This window comes from Streptomyces sp. NPDC004609, from assembly GCF_042873655.1.
GTDB lineage: Bacteria > Actinomycetota > Actinomycetes > Streptomycetales > Streptomycetaceae > Streptomyces.
This window is the reverse complement of record NZ_JBIALS010000017.1, coordinates 1-15,867: the sequence shown is the minus strand read 5'-3', so window position 1 is coordinate 15,867 and position 15,867 is coordinate 1. Positions and strand designations below refer to the sequence as shown.

Here is a 15,867-nt window from a genome sequence, read left to right as displayed (position 1 = left end):
GGCTGCGGGGGCGACCCCCGCCCCACAGGCGGATCGTGCGGGTCCCGGGGCCGGGGCGCCCGCCGTGTGGCCGATTCGGCGGAACAGTGTCACCTGTCCCGGCACAGTGGGCCGTCTCTACGGCGTGTCGGCTCGTCCCGGCGGTTTCGACCAGGGCCACTTCAGCTCGCGCCGCTCCTTGCCCTCCGGCGCGTACTCGTACGTCCAGCCGCGCTGGAGCCCGAGCCGCTTGGTGTAACCGGCGGGGACGCGGCGGTACGCGTGGACGGTGGGGGGTGTGCCGTCGTCGTTCGGCACCGGGATCTCGTACCACTTGGGCGGATGTCCGGTGGCCCCGACGAGGACCGGGAGCACCCGTCCGTCGAGGGGCCCGCCGATGAAGGGGGTGTTCTCGCGTTTCACGGGGTCAGTGTGACGCAGGTGGGTGGACGGTGCCCCTGCGTTCGCCGACGGCAAGGGCCCCGGCATCGTGCTGCTCGGGCCGGACCAGATCTCGCCGTACCACGCCAACGGCGCCCTCGCGCCCGTGGACGACGCGCTCAAGGAGTCGAGGGACAGGTTCCGGCGGTTCGGGAGCTGAGCGCGGGCGTGGGTGGGTCAGGGGCGTGGATGCTCAGGGAGCGGGTGCGTCGGGGGGTGCGGACGTCGGGCGTGCGGGCGGTGAGGCCGGGCCCGGGTGGGTGAGGCCGGGCCCGGGTGCCGTGCCGGGGGCGCGGGCCGTACGGTGCGCGGGTGGTTCGCCGGAGCGGGCGCGGGTGGTGGCCCGGGGCGGCCCCGGGCGGGGCGCCCCGGCGGGGCGCGGTCAGCCGTTCAGGCGGGGCAGCACCTCCGTACCGAAGGTCTCGATCGCGCTCAGGGCCTCCTTCTGCGGCATACCGGGCGGCTGGACGCGCAGGACGACACCGTCCGCGCCCATGGCGCCGTACGCCCCCAGCCGTTCGGCGCACTGTTCCACCGAGCCGATCACCGAGCGGGCCTCGATGTCCTCCCACTGCTGGGCGTAGCGCGCCGCGTCCGCCGAGGTGCGCTTCCAGTCGCCGTAGGCGTCGTACAGCCCGCGCAGCGGGCCTTCGAGAGCGGCCCTCGCCTGCTGGGAGGTGGTGGCGGCGAAGCCCTCCCGGCAGACGATGACCTCCTTGCCCAGGGAGGCGGGGCCGGTGGGGTAGGAGCGGTAGGCGTCGATCTTCGCGGGGAGTTCGGAGTCCAGCTCGTTGAACGACGTCGTCCAGCCGTCGCACATCCTCGCCGTGCGCTCCAGCGCCGCGGGGACCCGGCCGCCGTTCCACAGCCGGGGCCGCGGCGACTGCACGGGCCGAGGCGACAGGAACGCCCGGTCCAGGGAGGCCCAGCGGCCCTCGTGGCTGACCTCGTCCTGTGTCCACAGCCGGGTCACCAGCTCCAGGCACTCCTCGAACCGCGGGACGCGCTCGGCGGGCCGGGTGCCGTACAGCGCGAACTCCTCGGGCCGGTAGCCCAGCACAAAACCGGCCGTGAGCCTGCCGCCCGAGAGCACATCGATGTGCGCGAGCGTCTCGGCGAGCCACACCGGCTGGTACACCGGCGCGATCAGCCCGGCCGTCGCGAGCCCGATCCGCTCGGTGTGCGCGGCGAGATACGCCAGTGAGGTCAGCGCCTCGTGATAGCCGGGCCGGTGCAGATGGCGTTCGCCCAGCACCACCCAGTCGAAACCGGCCTCCTCCGTGAGCCGCACCTGTTCGACGGCGTCGGCGAGCCGGGGCCGGTCGGCGGTGTCGGCGTAGAGGTTGACGTACAGACCGAGACGCGTGGAGCGCTGGGACATTCTGACCGACCTTTCCTTTACGGTCCGGGCCGTAAAGGCTAGCGTGTCGGCGACGGCCGCGACAGAGCGAACGCCTTCAGAGGTACGTGCGGAGTTACGTGACAGACGGGAGAGGCGCATGTCCGCGACGGAGGAACTGGTGACCCGGCTGCGGGGCACGGTGCTGCCCGCGGTGCTCACCCCCATGGACGAGCGGGGCGCCGTCGACCCCGGGGCGCTGCGGGGGTACGCCGAGCGCATCGCGGCTGAGCGGCTCGGGGGCGTCGCCGTCTGGGCGCACACCGGCCGCGGTCTCCATCTCGGCGGGGCCGGCCGCGAACGGGTGCTGCGTATCTGGCGCGAGGCCGTGGACCGGCCGATCGTCGCCGGGGTGGGCGTGCCGAGGTCGGCCGGGGCCGTGGGCCTCGCGCGGGCCGTCGACGCGACGGTGGCGATGGCCCGCGACGCCGCGGATCTCGGCGCCGACGCGGTGATGGTCTACCCGCTGGCGCAACTCGCCGACGACCCCGACGGCGCGGTACGCCTCCATGAGCGGGTGGCGGCGGAATCCGGCCTTCCCGTGCTCGGCTTCTTCCTCCACGGCGAGGCGGGCGGCTATCCGTATCCGCCCTCCCTGATCCGGCGGCTGCTGGGACTGCCGGCCACGATCGGCGTCAAACTCGCCACGCTCGACCGGGCGATGGCCTGTCAGGACGCGATCCGCGCGACCGAGGGCACGGGCCGGCTCGCGGTCACCGGCGAGGACCGGATGTTCGGGCCGTCCCTCATGTGGGGCGCGGACACGGCCCTCGTGGGGATCGCGGCGGCGTCCGTCGGCCTCACGACCGCGGTGCTGGACGCCTGGAGAGCCGGGGACCACACCGCGTTCGTCCGGGCGTCGGACCGGCTGGACCGGTTCGCCGAGGTGACCTTCCACGCGCCCATCGAAGGCTATGTACGCAGGATGCTGTGGGCGGCGGTCTGGGAGGGGCTGATCCCGGAATCCGCGGCGTGTGACCCTTACGGGCCGGTTGTGGGGGGTGAGGTGGAGGCGCGGGAGCGGGGGGCGGTGGTGCGGTGTCTGGGGGCGGGGTAGCTGTGGGTGGCCGTGCCCCGGCCGGAGGTTCGTCCTCAAGCGCCGGACGGGCTCGATTTGGTCGCCGTTGCCTCGGGCGGAGGTCTGTCCTCAAACGCCGGACGGGCTTGATTTGGTGGGCGTTGCTCCGGCTGGAGGTTTGTCCTCAAGCGCCGGACGGGCTGGGTGGGGTTGCGGACGGGCTGCGTGGGGCGGGAAGGACGGGTGGCGCCCGGGGTTATCGGCGCAGGAGGAGGGAGGTGACGCGGAGGCGGCCGCTGTGGATCCAGACGTCCGAGTACTCGACGGGGCGGTCGTCCGCCAGATACGTCACCTGCTGGAGGTACTGCACCGGACTCCCCGTCCGCAGCTCCAGCGCCTGGGCCACCTCCGGCGACGCGGCCTCCGCGCTGAAGGTACGGCGGGCCGTCGCGATCTTCAGGCCGTAGGTGCCCTCCAGGACCCCGAAGAGGCTGGACCCCGTGAAGTCGGCCTGCTCGATACCGGGCGCGAGATCGGTGCGTACGAAGTTGAACAGGAGGGCCACCGGCCCCTCGTCCGTGCTGCGGACCCGCACCAGCCGCAGGACCCGCGTCGTGGGCGACGCGTCGAGCAGCGCCGCGACGGGCCGGGGCGGAGTGATCAGCGAGCACTCCCGCACCACCGTGGAGGTGACGACGCCCTGGCTGGCGAAGTCCTCCGAGAGGGTGCTCAGCTTCTGCGCGATCGCCGGCTCGATCACCGTGGACGTGACGAACGTGCCGCGCCCCCGCACCTGCCGCAGCAGCCCCTCCTCGATGAGGGTCATCAGGGCCCGCCGCACGGTGCCCCGGCTGACACCGAACTCCTGGGCCAGCTCCGGCTCGCTCTTGAGGCGGTAGTGCGCGGGCCACTCGCCGCCCGCGATGCGCAGCCGGATGTGCTCCGAGATCTGGGCGTGGATGGCCGTGGGGACGTCACGCCTGATGTCGGGGGGATGCCCTCCGTCGGCCGTCACGGTGACAGGTCTCCTTCCGGGGAGAAAAGGGCCGTGCCCCGGCCTGTGGACGGCCGGGGCACGGCATTGGCCGGTCAGTAGCTGGTCGTCGAGTCGTCGGCGGTGCCGCTGACGATCTCCACCCCGGCGCTGGTGCCGAGCAGAACGGCACCGGCGCGCAGGAGCTCCAGGGCCTGCTGGTGGTGCTTGATGGCTCCGGACGCCTTCACCTGGACGCCGTCCCGGGCACGGTCAACAAGGTAGCGAACACTCGTCGGGTTCGCGATTTCGATCTGACCGCTGCTGGAGTTCTTCAGGAAGGAGACACCGGCCTCCATGGCCAGCTCGACCGCGGCCTCCTTCTCCGAGTCGGTGAGCAGCGGCAGCTCCAGCATGACCTTGACGGGCAGTCCGGAGGCGCGGACGACTCCCGCGATGTCCTCGCGGAACTCGTTGTACATCCCGCTCTTGAGCCAGCCGATCTGCACGCCGATGTCGAGCTGCGTCGCGCCGAGCCGGGCGATCTCGGCGGCCTCGGCCGCCTTGCCCGCGCTGGTCATCACGCCGACCGTGGGGAAGTCCAGGGCCGTCGCGACGCCGACGCCGGTGCCGGCCAGCTCGGCGGCGACCACGGGCACCCAGGAGGCGGAGACCATGGCCGCGTTGAAGCCGTGGGTGACCGCTTCCTTCGCGTGGGCGATCATGTCGTCGCGGGTGGCGGTCGACTCGATCCGGGTGTGCTGGATGTAGGGCGCCAACTCAGCGGGGGTGAGGTTGAGTTCGGCGGGGGTGGTGACTGTTTCGGACATGGAGTGTCTTCTCCTGTTGTGGTGAAACGGTAGGGGGTGAAGCAGGGGCCCGCCGCGTGGCCCGCGGGTGCGGGATGACATCGGCGCCGGCCCGGAAGTCAGATCCTGGACGCGTACTCCTCGGGGACCACGACGCCCTCTCCGCCGAACCACCGGGAGGCGTCGACACCGCAGTACAGGCCGATGTTGCCCCAGGGCTCGAAGGCGCCGGTGCGGACGACGACCTTGGCCTCGCGGGCCAGTTCGCCCAGCACCTCGGCGTGCGGACGGGTGCTGAACTCGGCCCCGGCGAACCGGTCGCGCAGCCAGCCGTCGAGCAGTGGGTTGTGGGTGGGGACGTCGTCGGCCCGTACGACGCCCTCGACGACCACCTCGTCCGCGATCAGGCCGAGCACGGTACGCAGGTCCGGAAGGTTCTCGGCGATCGCCAGGTCGATGCGGTGCGCGTCGCGCGGGACCGGGAACCCGGCGTCCACGACCAGCAGCAGGTCGGTGTGGCCGAGCGTGGCCAGCGCTCCGCTCAGTTCGGCGTTGAGGATGCCGGTGCGCTTCATGAGGTGTTCCTTTCGGTGGGGAGGTCGGGACCGCGGGGCCGCGGGCGTCAGGCGGCCGGGGCCGCCGCGCCGGTCGCGAGGGTCATGAGGGATTCCTCGGTCGCCTGCGTGGTCTCGACGACGTCGACCAGCCGGCCCTCGCTCATCACCGCGATCCGGTCGGTGAGCGTGAGGAGTTCGGGCAGGTCGGAGGAGGAGCAGAGGATGGCCAGGCCCTTGCCGGCGAGGGCGAACAGCTGCTCGTAGATCTCCGCCTTCGCGCCGACGTCCACGCCCCGCGTGGGCTCGTCGAGGATGAGGACGCCGGGGTCGATCGCCAGCCAGCGGCCGAGGACGGCCTTCTGCTGGTTGCCTCCGGACAGGCTGGTGATCGGCTGGCCCATGGTGGCCGTCTTGACCCGCAGCTTCCGGGCCTGTTCGGCCGCCTGCCGGTCGAAGGCGCCGCGGCGGACGAGGCCGAACCGGCTGAACGTCTTCGCCGTCAGCACACCGACGTTGTCGCCGACGCTCATGGTGGTCAGCAGGCCCTGCGCCCTGCGCTCGCCGGGGACGAACGCGAGGCGCCGCTCGACGCTCGCGATGGGGTTGCGCCGTTCGTAGGGCTCGCCCAGCAGCTCGACCGTGCCGCCGGTGCCCCGGTCGCCGCCGAAGAGGTTGTGCAGCAGCTCCACCCGGCCCGAGTCCGGCAGCCCGGCCACACCGAGGATCTCACCGGGCCGCACCTCGAAGGAGACCCCGGAGTGCCGCTTGCCGCTCAGCTCCCGGACCCGCAGGGCCGGCGGGATCCCCGGATCGGCGGCGCGGGCGTCCCGCCGGGCGAACTGGCCCAGCTCCCGCCCGACCATGGCGGCGACCGCCTCTTCGGGCGTGGTGTCGGCGCCCCGCCAGGAGGCCACGTGCGAGCCGTCGCGCAGCACCTCGATACGGTCCGCCAGCCGGAAGACCTCCGGCATGCGGTGGGAGACGTACAGCATGGTCGTACCGGCCGCCTTGAGGCCGTCCATCAGGGCGAACAGCCGCTCGGCCTCGGCCGGCGTGAGCATCGCCGTCGGCTCGTCCAGGATCAGGACGCGGCAGCCGCGGGCGATGGAGCGGGCCACCACGACGAGCTGCTGGGTGGCGAGGTCCAGCGACCGTACGGGAACGGCCGGGTCCAGGTCGAGGTCCAGCCCGGCGAGGAGTTCGCGGGTGCGCTCCACCATCTGCCGGCGGGAGGGGAACCAGCGGTTCCCCGGCTCCACCCCGCTGAGGACGTTCTCGGCCACGCTGCGGTCGGGCAGCAGGGAGAGTTCCTGGGGGACGATGGCCACGCCGTAGTGGTCCAGCATGGTGCTGGGGGAGAAGGAGGTGACCTCCTCGCCGAAGACGGTGACGCTGCCGTCGCTGGGCGGCTGCAGCCCGGCGAGGATCTTCAGCAGCGTGGACTTGCCCGCGCCGTTCTCGCCGAGCAGTGCGGTGATCTCCCCGGCGGGTACGTCGAAGGAGACGTCGGACAGGGCGCGTACGGGACCGAAGTTGCGGGACAGCCCCCGCACACTGATGGCCGGGGTGGCGTCGCCGCCCTCACCGGCCGCGGTCGCGCGGGTCGTCGCGGGCTCGCGGGACGCGGCGGCCATCACTTCTCCACCGTGGCTTCGCCGAGGTTCTCGCGGGTGACGAACTGCGCGCCCGTGTTCACGCCGGTGATCTCGGTCCCCTTGGTGAGGAAGTCGTTGAGCACCTTGACGGCCTGGTAGCCCTGCTCGGTCGGGTTCTGGCTGATGGTGAAGTCGACGACGCCCTTGGTGAGGTACTCGGCGGTCTGCGGCAGCAGGTCGAAGCCGCCCATGACGATGGAGTCCTTGTCGGGGGAGCCCGCCACCCACTTGGCCGCGGCCGTCGTGGAGCAGCAGTCGAGCCCGGCGATGCCGACGACACCGGACTGCCCGGACATCGTGGATTCGACCGTGTTGTACGCCGCACTGGGCTCGTTGCCCACGTTCACCGGGCCCACGATCTCCAGACCGCTCTTGGCCATGCCCTCCTTGAAGCCGCCGAACCGGTCGTGGGACCAGCCCGCACCGGTGTCCACGGAGAAGACGACGACCTTGCCCTTCTTGACCGCGCCCAGGTCCTTCAGCAGCCGCTCGGCCTGGGACTTGCCCGAGGCCTTGAGGTCCTGGCCGACGAAGCCCATCTGCTTCGAGTCGGGGTTGTCGGTGTTGAAGGAGATGACGGGGATGCCCGCGTCGTACGCCTGGGCGATGACCGGCTTGAGCGCGTCGCTCGACGCGGAGGAGACGGCGAGACCGTCGACGGACTTCTGCTGGATGAGCGTCTGGATCTCGGACACCTGCTGGGCCGCGTCGCCGCCGGTGGGGCCGATGAGCGCGGTGTCGGCGCCGAACTCCTTGCCCGCCTTCTTCATGCCCGCGCTGATCGGGGTCGCGAAGGCGAGGGACGGGTCGTGGTAGCTCAGCTTGATGCGCATCGGCTTCTTGTCGTCGATCCGCTGCTGGATGTAGGACGCCATCGTGAAGGAGCCGTCCTTCGAGCCGCCGCCGTCCGCGGGCTGGACGGCGCCGCAGGCGGTGAGGGCGAGGGCGGCCGTGGCGGTGGTCGCGGCGACGAGGGTTCTGAGCAGGGTACGGCTGGACATCGGGGACTCCCTTGAGGTTCTCGGCATGTGCTGTGGCCCGGTGTGTGCGCACGCGGGGGCGTTGTTGCGGCGGCCGCCCGCCCCGGTCGGGGTTCCCGCGGGACGGCGCGGCGGGACTCAGGCCCGGGATTTGCGCTTGCGCTGCCAGGTGTCGGCCGCGACGGCGGCGACGATGACCAGGCCGGTGACGACGGTCTGCCAGAAGGAGGAGATGCCCTTGATGTTCAGGATGTTCTGGAGCAGTCCGATGAAGGCGACACCGATGACGGTGCCCCACATGGTGCCGGAGCCGCCGAAGAGGGCCGCCCCGCCGATGATGACCGCGGAGATCACGGTCAGTTCCAGCCCCTGGCCGGTGACGCCCTGGACGTACGAGAGGAAGGACAGGCCGAGGACGCCGGCGAGGCCCGCGGTGAAGCCGGAGAGGACGAACGCGGTCAGCTTGACCCGCTTGACGTTGACGCCGACCAGCCGGGCGGCCTCCTGGTTGCCGCCGACGGCGTAGGAGTTGAAGCCGAAGCGGGAACGGGCCAGGAGCACCACACCGAGGACGGCGACGGCCGTGAAGAGGACGAGCTGCATCGGGATGACACCGAACAGCTCCCCCTGGCCGAGGAGGTTGAACTCGGCGACACCCTCCTGGGAGGAGCTGAGCGAGATCGGGGCGCCGTCGGAGATCAGCAGGGCGACCCCGCGGAAGACGCTGAGCGTGCCGAGGGTGACGATGAACGACGGCACACCGAGCACGACGACGGCCAGCCCGTTGAGCAGACCCGCCAGGGCCCCGACGGCGAGGCCGGCGGCCATCGCCAGGGGCCAGGACCAGCCGTCCGAGATCAGCATCCCGGTCGAGATCGCCGACAGCGCGTAGGTCGAGCCCACGGACAGGTCGATCTCACCGTTGATGATCACAAACGTCACGCCGACGGCCATGATGCCGATCTGGGCGATCTGCTGGCCGACGGAGAGCAGGTTGTCGGACTGCGCGAAACCCGGGGTGAGGACGGTGCCGAGCAGGAAGAGCAGGACGAGGGCGGCGAAGACACCGGATTCGCGGGCGTGCAGCAGTCTGCGCAGCGGGAGGGAGAACTCCCGCGCCGGCGCGGTGGTCGGGGTCGTTGAGGTCACGGGGAGATTCCAATCCGGGCGTTCAGCTGGTCTCGGGTGGGCAGGGCGGGGACGACCCCGGCGACGGTCACGGTGTGGGCGCCCGCGGCGGCGGCGAACCGTACGGCCTGATCGGGGCTGTGTCCCTCCGCGAGCGTGACGGCGAGCGCGGCGGTGAACGAGTCGCCCGCGCCCGTGGTGTCGACGACGTTCTCGACCGGGTACGGCGGGGCCGTCGTCACCCCGGACGCCTGGGCGATCAGCGCTCCCTGGCCGCCCCGGGTGAGCACGGCGATCCCTCCGGTGCGCTCGCGCAGGGCCCGGACGAGTGCCTCGTCGCCGAGTCCGTGTTCCGCACCGAGGCCGAGGAGTACGGGTGCCTCGGTCTGGTTCGGTGTGATCACGTCGATGAACGGCCACAGGTCGTCCGGGAGCGGCCGGGCGGGCGCGGGATTGAGCAGGGTCCTGGTGCCGGCGGCGCGGCCCGCGCGCAGGGCGGCGGCGACCGCCTCCTCGGGGATCTCCATGGAGACCACGAGGATGTCGGCGTCCGCGATCTCCGTGGAGAAGCTCTCGACCGCGGCGGCGTCCAGCTCGTCCAGCGCGCCCGGGGCGATGGCGATCCTGTTCTCCCCCGAGGGCTCGACCAGGATGAATCCGACCATCGTCGGGGCCGTGGCCGTCACCACGTGCTCGGCGCGGACGCCTTCCGCCCGCCACAGCGCGTGGGCCGCCCGGCCGAAGTCGTCGTCACCGACGGCGGTCAGCAACGACACCTCCGCGCCGAGCCTGGCGGCACCGATGGCCTGATTGCTGCCCTTGCCGCCGGGGCCGGAGTCGAACACGCCGCCGGAGAGGGTTTCACCTGCCGCAGGGGACCTGGGGACTCGCATGGTGAGACCGGCGCCGTAGCTACCGACAACAGCGATCTTCATCGATGCACCGCACTTTGTATGGGGACAACCGTGGACATGGGGAGCGTAGGTACAGGGATGTCCCTAGTCAATGGGTGACAGCGAAGTGAATTTTGCGGGGGTACGGGGTCCCGTCCCGGGTGCCAAGGGTGGCCGTAGCCTCGGGCGGGGGGTCCGTCCTCAAGCGCCGGACGGGCTGCATTGGGTGGTCCCGTGCCGTGGTGCCTGGCGGGGTGCCGTTGCCTCGGGCGGGGGTTTGTCCTCAAGCGCCGGACGGGCTGCATTGGCTCAGACGGGCTGGGTTTCTGCCGGGTGGGCTGGGGAGCCAGGGCAACTTCAGCCCGTCCGGCGATTGAGGACTGGGGGTTCGGGGGCAACGCCCCCGCAAGGGCCCGCGCGGGATGGGCCCAGCCCGAGGGGCCGTGCCGTACGGGAGTCCGGGGCACGGGAGTTGGCGCCCGCAGAGGGCCGGGGGCGGGCGCACCGGGCGCACCGGGCGCCCGGGCCGGGGAGGCCCACGCAGGGCGGGCGCACCAGCGCCCGGGGAGCGCCGGGGCGTGCGGGCCGACGCCGGGCGGGCGTACCGGGGCTGAGGGGCTTGGGCCGGCGCCGGCACCGGGCGCCCGCGGAGGGCCGGGCCCGGGAGGCCGACACCGGGCCCACCGGCGAGGCGCGGCTACAGGCTGTGGCCCAGGCCGGGGGTGGGCGGCAGGTCCACATGCCCCGTCCGCGCCGCGGGCGCGAACACCGCGCACGCCAGCGGATCCTCGGTCACCAGCAGCGGCCCCACCAGATCCGCCGGCACCGTCGCATGCGGCAGCGCCGCCGTGAGGTGCGCCGCCGCCAGCGTCGCCACACCCAGCTCCGGCATCGTGCCGAGCTTCACCACCAGCCCCGCCGCCTCCGCCAGCCCCGCGATCTGGCGGGCCCGGTACAGGCCCCCCACCTTCAGGATCTTGATGTTGAGGACATCCGCCGCCCCCCGGCGCACGATCTCCATCGCGTCGTGCAGCGACTGCATGCTCTCGTCGGCCATCACCCGCACCGCGCCCGCGCGCCGCAGGGCGGCCATGCCCGCCAAGTCCCAGCGGGGCAGCGGCTGTTCGATGAGGTCGAGGCCCGCGTCGGCGAGCCGGGCGACCGTACGCGCGGCGGTCCCCGGGTCGTAGCCCTCGTTGGCGTCGAGGCAGAGTTCGACCGCCGCCGGGATCGTCTCGCGGACCAGCCGCACGAGCCGGACGTCGAGTTCGGGGTCCTCCCCGCCCTTGACCTTGATGTGGGTGAAGCCGCGGGCCGCGTACTCGGCGGCCTCCGCCGCCATCTCCTCCAGCGTGCCGAGGCCGACGACCCAGGCGGTGGGCACGCGGGTGCGGACACCGCCGCTGAGGAGCAGATGCAGCGGCCACCCCGCCGCCCGCGCGACCAGATCGTGCAGGGCGATGTCGAGCGCGGCCTTCGCGAGACGTTGACCGCGTATCGCGGCGTCCATCGCGGTGTGTGCCCCCGCCAGATCGCGCGGGTCGCGGCCGATGAGCGCGGGCGCGGCATGCTGGGTGAGCGCGGTCTCCAGACCGGCGAGGGTCTCACCGGTGTACGCGGTCATCGGGGACGCCTCGCCGAAGCCGGTGACGCCCTCCGCGGTGCGTATCTCGACCACGAGGCTGATCAGTTCGGGACTGGTCCCGCTGCTGATGACGAAGGGGCGTCGGTAGGGGGCCCTGACGACGCGGGTATGGACCGAGGCGATCTTCAAGCACGGCTCCTTAGGGTTACGGCCCGGACCGTAATAAGGGTCCGGTGGCGCTCAGAGGCGTACGCGGTAGACGATCGGGGGGCGGCCGGCCTGTCCCTCCTGCCGGCTGCCCGTGGGCACGGCGACTCCCGCGCGTTCGAGACGCTTGAGGATGCGGCGGGCCGTGCGCTGCTGGACGGCGAGGCGCTCGGCCACGAGATGGGCGGTGATGCCGTCGTCCCGGGCCTGGGTCACCAGCTCGCGCAGGCGCTCCAGCGTCCTCGGGTTGAGGCCGGTACGCCGGGCGAGCGCGGCCGTGGGCTCCGGCCCCGGACCCTCCGGCGGAGGATTGCGTTCCGCGTCGATGACGATGTCGATGTCATTGGTCATCGAGACGACCCCGGCGACCGGGCCCACCGAACGCGCCCGGTTCACCGCCCGTCTGGCCAGCGACTCCGCCTCGGCGGCCGTACGCCCGAGGCCGAAGCCCACATGCGCCGAACCGTGCCGGGCGGCCAGGTCGTCCAGGAAGGGCAGCCGGGTGAACTCCTCGCTCACCTCCTCCAGCACCCCCTTCGTCGTCACCACCAGCCGCTGCCCGTCCGGCAGATCGGCGAGGCAGCCCCCGAGGACGCGCAGATCCGCCGCCAGCTCCCGGTCGGCGGCCGGATCGCGGTCCGCCGCGCCCGGCTCGGGCAGATCGACGATCCCGAGCGCGACCTGCGCGTCACCGCTGTGCGCCCCCGCGGTGGCGAGGACCAGCGCCTGGAGCGTGGCGCGGATGGAGTGGCGGGAGGGAGCGAGCCGTACGGCGTGCATCTCGTGCTCCAGCAGCTGGTACGCCGAGCCGAGACAGGTCAGGGCGACCCGTGTCCCCTTTCCGTCCCGCGCGTCCAGATGGAAGTCCGCGAGATCACGCGAGGTCAGCCCCGGCCGGTGGGGCAGCACATGCACGTGCTCGGTGGGCAGCTTCGCCTCGGTCAGCGTCTCCATCACCTCTCCGGGGCGCAGGGTGTCGATGGAGATCCGGGAGACGTCGTGCCCCAGCCTCAGCAGCTCCACCAGGGCCCTGAGCAGGGTGGCCCCGCTGTAGGGGACGTACATGGCGGGCCGGTCGAGCAGCCCCTCGGCGGCGGCCAGCGAGTGCGGTACGACCCCGGTGAACAGCAGGGCGTCCGTCTCCGCCTGGGCCCGTACGACCATGCCGAGGGTCTCGTCCTCGTGCTGGTAGGGAAGCGGTACGAGCCGGTCCGCGCCCGAGGCGCGGCCGACCGCGAGAACCTTGTGCACCAGGTCCTCGGGGCCGATCACTCCGACGGTGAGAGCCATCGGCCGGTCTCCGTTCTGCTCGGGGGTGTTGCTCGGGATGTAGCTCGGGTGTAGCGCGGACACGACTGCTGTGGGACGCCTGTGGACGCGCGGTGGCGCGGGGACGGCACGGGCCGGACGAGGCTTGACGCCCGCCCTTCACGGCCCCTACTTTCGGCCCAGGCCATAACCGCGTGTCTGCGGAGAGGATAGTGCCACGATGCCGGAACGGGAAATGCCACTGCCCACAGTTCTCGAACCTCGCGGCCGCACCCTGGGCGCCGAGGAACGCGCCGCCGTACTGCGCGTCCTCGACTCGGCGGTGCTGTGCAGTTCCTTCGGAAGTGAAGCACGCTCCCTCGAATCGGAGATGTCCCGGCTGTACGCGACACGGGACGCGGTCCCCGAGACGGTCGCCTGCAGTTCCGGAACGGCGGCGCTGCATCTCGCGGTCGCCGCGGCCGGGATCGGCCCCGGCGACGAGGTCGTCACCACCCCGATCTCCGACTTCGGGACCGTCGCCCCCGTCATGGCGCAGGGCGGGCGCGTGGTGTTCGCCGATGTGCGCCCCGAGGACGGCAACCTCGACCCGGCGGCCGTCGAAGCCGCCGTCACCGACCGCACCAAGGCGGTCATCGCCGTCCATCTCTTCGGTGCCGCCGCCGACGTCGACGCCCTGCGCGCGATCTGCGACCGGCACGCACTCGTCCTCATCGAGGACTGCGCCCAGGCGTGGCTCGGCCAGGACGCCTCGGGCCGGCTGCTCGGCACGGTCGGGGACATCGCCTGCTTCAGCCTCCAGCAGTTCAAGCACATCACCGCGGGCGACGGCGGACTCGCGCTGACCGGCGACCGGGCCCTCGCCCGCCGGATGCGGCTGTTCATGGACAAGGGCTGGGACCGCAGCGAGGGCCGTATCCACCGCGAGACGGGCCTCAACTACCGGATGACGGAGCTCACGGCGGCGGTCGCCCGCGCCCAGCTCGGCAAGGTCACCGAGGTCGTGCGCCTGCGCCGCGAGCGCGCCGGACAGCTCGCCGAGGCGCTCGGGAACGTCCCGGCCGTCCGGATGCCCGGACAGCGGCGGGGCCACGCCTGGTGGGTCATGCCGCTGCTGGTCGACGACAACGCCCGCTGGGCGAAGGCCCTCGGCGAACTCGGCGTACCGGCGCTGCCCGGCTATCTGGAGCGCCCGCTGTACGCCAACCCCGCGCTGCCCGGACACCCGCCCGGCCTGTGCCCGCGCGCCGAGGAACTCATCGCCCGCACCCTGCTGGTGCTTCAGTGGAACGAGCGCTACAGCCAGAGCGATGTGGACCACATCGCCCGAGCGCTGCGCGAGGTGGCCGCCCGATGACCGCGTACGACTGGCTCACCCCCGCCCCCGAGGAGCACATCGGCTGGGACGTGGACGTGCTGTACGGCCCCTGGCCCCGGCACCACCGCGACATCGGACTCACCGAGGTCCGTTCCGTCCTGGCCCGTTCCCCCGTCGCCCGCGCGCTGGCCCTGTCGACCCGGGGCCCGCTCCACGACGACCGCGCGGGCAACGCGGAGACCGTCCGCGACCTCGCCGGCTGCCCGGAACTGCTGCCCGTCGGCACCGTCGACGTACGGGACGCGCTGACCGCGGAGGACCGGCTCGACGAACTCACCGCGGACGGTGTGCGCTTCCTGCGCCTCTTCACCGTCGAACAGGGCGCCGAGCCCGGCTTCCCCGGCTACCGCCATGTCGTCCGCCTCGCCCTCGCACGCGGGCTCGTCCTCCTCCACGACGGCGACCCCCGCCGCTTCGGCCCCGGTCTCACCGGCCGGAGCGCGGAGGTCGTGTTCCTCGATCTGCACGCCTACCTCCTCGCCGACTTCCTGCTCCTCGCCCGCGACGAGCCCGGCTTCCGTACCACCACCCGCATGCTGTCCGGCTCCGACTCCATCGAACGGGTCGTCGGCTCCGTCGGCGCGCGCCATCTCGTGTTCGGCTCCCGCACCCCGTTCATGGACATCTCCCCGCAGACACTGCGGCTGCGCTACGCGGACATCTCGGACGCCGACCGTGCCGCGATCTCCACCGAGAACGTCGAGGAGCTGCTCGCCTGATGCCGATCATCGATGTGCACGCCCATGTGGGCCGCTGGCAGTTCCCCCTCACCAGCGGGGACGCCGACGACAATCTGCGCCAGATGGACCGCTACGGCATCGACCTCCAGCTGGTGTCGGCGTCCGAGGCGGTCGTCCATGACGCGGTCGCGGGCAACCGCGCCCTGCGCGAGGCGCTCGCCACCCGGCCCAGGCTCCTCGGCTACGCGGTCGTCAACCCGAACCGCATCGACGAGAGCGCGGCGGATCTGCGGCGCTGCCTGGACACCGGGCGGTTCGTCGGCGCGAAGATCCACACCCACTACCCCGGCCGGCTGCCCGGGAGCTCCCGGATGGCCGAGGCCTTCGACCTCGTCGCCGATCTGCGGATCCCCCTGCTCCTGCACACCTGGGGCCCCGAGGTCGAACTGCTCCCCGACCTGGTCTCCGCCCGCCCCGGCCTGCGCGTCGTCATGGGCCACGCGGGCGGCGACGCCTGGCGGGAGGCCGCGCACGCGGCGGCGGCCTGCGACCGCCTCTACCTCGAACACTGCCGTACCGCGACGGACGCCGGCCGGATCGCGTACGCCCGTGAGGCGGGAGTCCCCGTCACCCGCTTCCTCTTCGGCACCGACGCCACCCTGGTCGACCCCTCCTTCGCGCTCGGCGTCATCCGCGACGCCGGCTTCACCCCGGCGGAACGCGAACGCGTCCTCTGGAAGAACGCCGCGGACCTCTTCGCCCTGACCGACACGCTGCCAGGGCGGTTCTGATGGATCTTGCTGGGCTCGCGTGCCCTGGTACCGCGCTCCCCCTGGGCCTGGCGGCCCGGGAGGTACCCCCACGCCGCGTTGTCGTCGGTCGCCCATGGCCCCCTGTGCCCTGCGGGCACGGGGGT

General features: G+C 72.5%; 16 protein-coding genes. 5 read left to right on the top strand and 11 right to left on the bottom strand.

All coding sequences use genetic code 11. The annotated features are described in order from the left end of the window. Positions 1 to 117: 117 nt before the first annotated feature. Positions 118 to 402 carry a hypothetical protein gene (locus ACFYT4_RS18330; RefSeq protein ID WP_389269611.1) on the bottom strand — a complete coding sequence of 95 codons (285 nt, stop codon included), beginning with the start codon at positions 400 to 402 and terminating at the stop codon, positions 118 to 120. Positions 403 to 424: 22 nt separating this feature from the next. Here ACFYT4_RS18330 and ACFYT4_RS18325 point away from each other — a divergent pair, with 22 nt between their 5' ends. Beyond that, complete coding sequence (locus ACFYT4_RS18325) at positions 425 to 580, top strand: hypothetical protein (protein WP_389269609.1); 156 nt, start codon at positions 425 to 427, stop codon at positions 578 to 580. Between the two features lie 222 nt (positions 581 to 802). Here ACFYT4_RS18325 and ACFYT4_RS18320 read toward each other — a convergent pair whose 3' ends face one another. Further along, a complete protein-coding gene (locus ACFYT4_RS18320; protein ID WP_389269607.1) occupies positions 803 to 1,801 on the bottom strand; it encodes an LLM class flavin-dependent oxidoreductase in 999 nt (332 codons plus the stop codon). 118 nt (positions 1,802 to 1,919) lie between these two features. Between ACFYT4_RS18320 and ACFYT4_RS18315 the strand changes: the two genes are divergently transcribed. Then, the gene (locus ACFYT4_RS18315; protein WP_389269605.1) at positions 1,920 to 2,876 is read left to right on the top strand and encodes a dihydrodipicolinate synthase family protein; all 957 of its coding nucleotides are present in this window, start codon (positions 1,920 to 1,922) and stop codon (positions 2,874 to 2,876) included. A gap of 217 nt (positions 2,877 to 3,093) precedes the next feature. Here the strand turns inward: ACFYT4_RS18315 and ACFYT4_RS18310 are convergent, their stop codons facing one another. From ACFYT4_RS18310 to ACFYT4_RS18270, 9 genes are all read right to left on the bottom strand, one after another. Beyond that, complete coding sequence (locus ACFYT4_RS18310) at positions 3,094 to 3,852, bottom strand: GntR family transcriptional regulator (protein WP_389269603.1); 759 nt, start codon at positions 3,850 to 3,852, stop codon at positions 3,094 to 3,096. 74 nt (positions 3,853 to 3,926) lie between these two features. Next, positions 3,927 to 4,640 (bottom strand): deoxyribose-phosphate aldolase, encoded by a 714-nt coding sequence (gene deoC / locus ACFYT4_RS18305; protein ID WP_389269601.1) that lies wholly within the window; start codon positions 4,638 to 4,640, stop codon positions 3,927 to 3,929. Positions 4,641 to 4,738: 98 nt separating this feature from the next. Beyond that, on the bottom strand, positions 4,739 to 5,194 hold the full coding sequence (gene rbsD / locus ACFYT4_RS18300) for a D-ribose pyranase (protein ID WP_389269599.1): 456 nt from the start codon (positions 5,192 to 5,194) through the stop codon (positions 4,739 to 4,741). Between the two features lie 47 nt (positions 5,195 to 5,241). Beyond that, entirely contained in the window at positions 5,242 to 6,810 is a 1,569-nt protein-coding gene (locus ACFYT4_RS18295; RefSeq protein ID WP_389269597.1) for a sugar ABC transporter ATP-binding protein, read from the bottom strand. Next, a complete protein-coding gene (locus ACFYT4_RS18290; protein ID WP_389269595.1) occupies positions 6,810 to 7,832 on the bottom strand; it encodes a substrate-binding domain-containing protein in 1,023 nt (340 codons plus the stop codon). The genes ACFYT4_RS18295 and ACFYT4_RS18290 overlap by 1 nt, the downstream gene beginning before the upstream one ends. Before the next feature lie 117 nt (positions 7,833 to 7,949). Then, complete coding sequence (locus ACFYT4_RS18285; RefSeq protein WP_389269593.1) at positions 7,950 to 8,960, bottom strand: ABC transporter permease; 1,011 nt, start codon at positions 8,958 to 8,960, stop codon at positions 7,950 to 7,952. Further along, positions 8,957 to 9,874, bottom strand: coding sequence for a ribokinase (locus ACFYT4_RS18280; RefSeq protein WP_389269591.1), 918 nt, complete (start codon positions 9,872 to 9,874; stop codon positions 8,957 to 8,959). Before ACFYT4_RS18280 ends, ACFYT4_RS18285 begins: the two co-directional genes overlap by 4 nt. A gap of 655 nt (positions 9,875 to 10,529) precedes the next feature. Next, positions 10,530 to 11,606, bottom strand: coding sequence for a mandelate racemase/muconate lactonizing enzyme family protein (locus ACFYT4_RS18275; protein ID WP_389269589.1), 1,077 nt, complete (start codon positions 11,604 to 11,606; stop codon positions 10,530 to 10,532). 51 nt (positions 11,607 to 11,657) lie between these two features. Beyond that, positions 11,658 to 12,914, bottom strand: coding sequence for a hypothetical protein (locus ACFYT4_RS18270; protein WP_389269587.1), 1,257 nt, complete (start codon positions 12,912 to 12,914; stop codon positions 11,658 to 11,660). A 199-nt stretch (positions 12,915 to 13,113) separates the two neighbouring features. On the opposite strand from ACFYT4_RS18270, the gene ACFYT4_RS18265 reads away from it, so the two are divergent. The 3 genes from ACFYT4_RS18265 to ACFYT4_RS18255 are packed head-to-tail and all read left to right on the top strand — an operon-like array spanning position 13,114 to position 15,742. After that, the gene (locus ACFYT4_RS18265; protein WP_389269585.1) at positions 13,114 to 14,250 is read left to right on the top strand and encodes a DegT/DnrJ/EryC1/StrS family aminotransferase; all 1,137 of its coding nucleotides are present in this window, start codon (positions 13,114 to 13,116) and stop codon (positions 14,248 to 14,250) included. Further along, the gene (locus tag ACFYT4_RS18260; RefSeq protein WP_389269583.1) at positions 14,247 to 14,990 is read left to right on the top strand and encodes a hypothetical protein; all 744 of its coding nucleotides are present in this window, start codon (positions 14,247 to 14,249) and stop codon (positions 14,988 to 14,990) included. Before ACFYT4_RS18265 ends, ACFYT4_RS18260 begins: the two co-directional genes overlap by 4 nt. Continuing rightward, positions 14,990 to 15,742, top strand: a complete 753-nt coding sequence (locus tag ACFYT4_RS18255; RefSeq protein ID WP_389269581.1) for an amidohydrolase family protein — start codon at positions 14,990 to 14,992, stop codon at positions 15,740 to 15,742. Before ACFYT4_RS18260 ends, ACFYT4_RS18255 begins: the two co-directional genes overlap by 1 nt. The last annotated feature ends 125 nt before the right edge of the window (positions 15,743 to 15,867 follow it).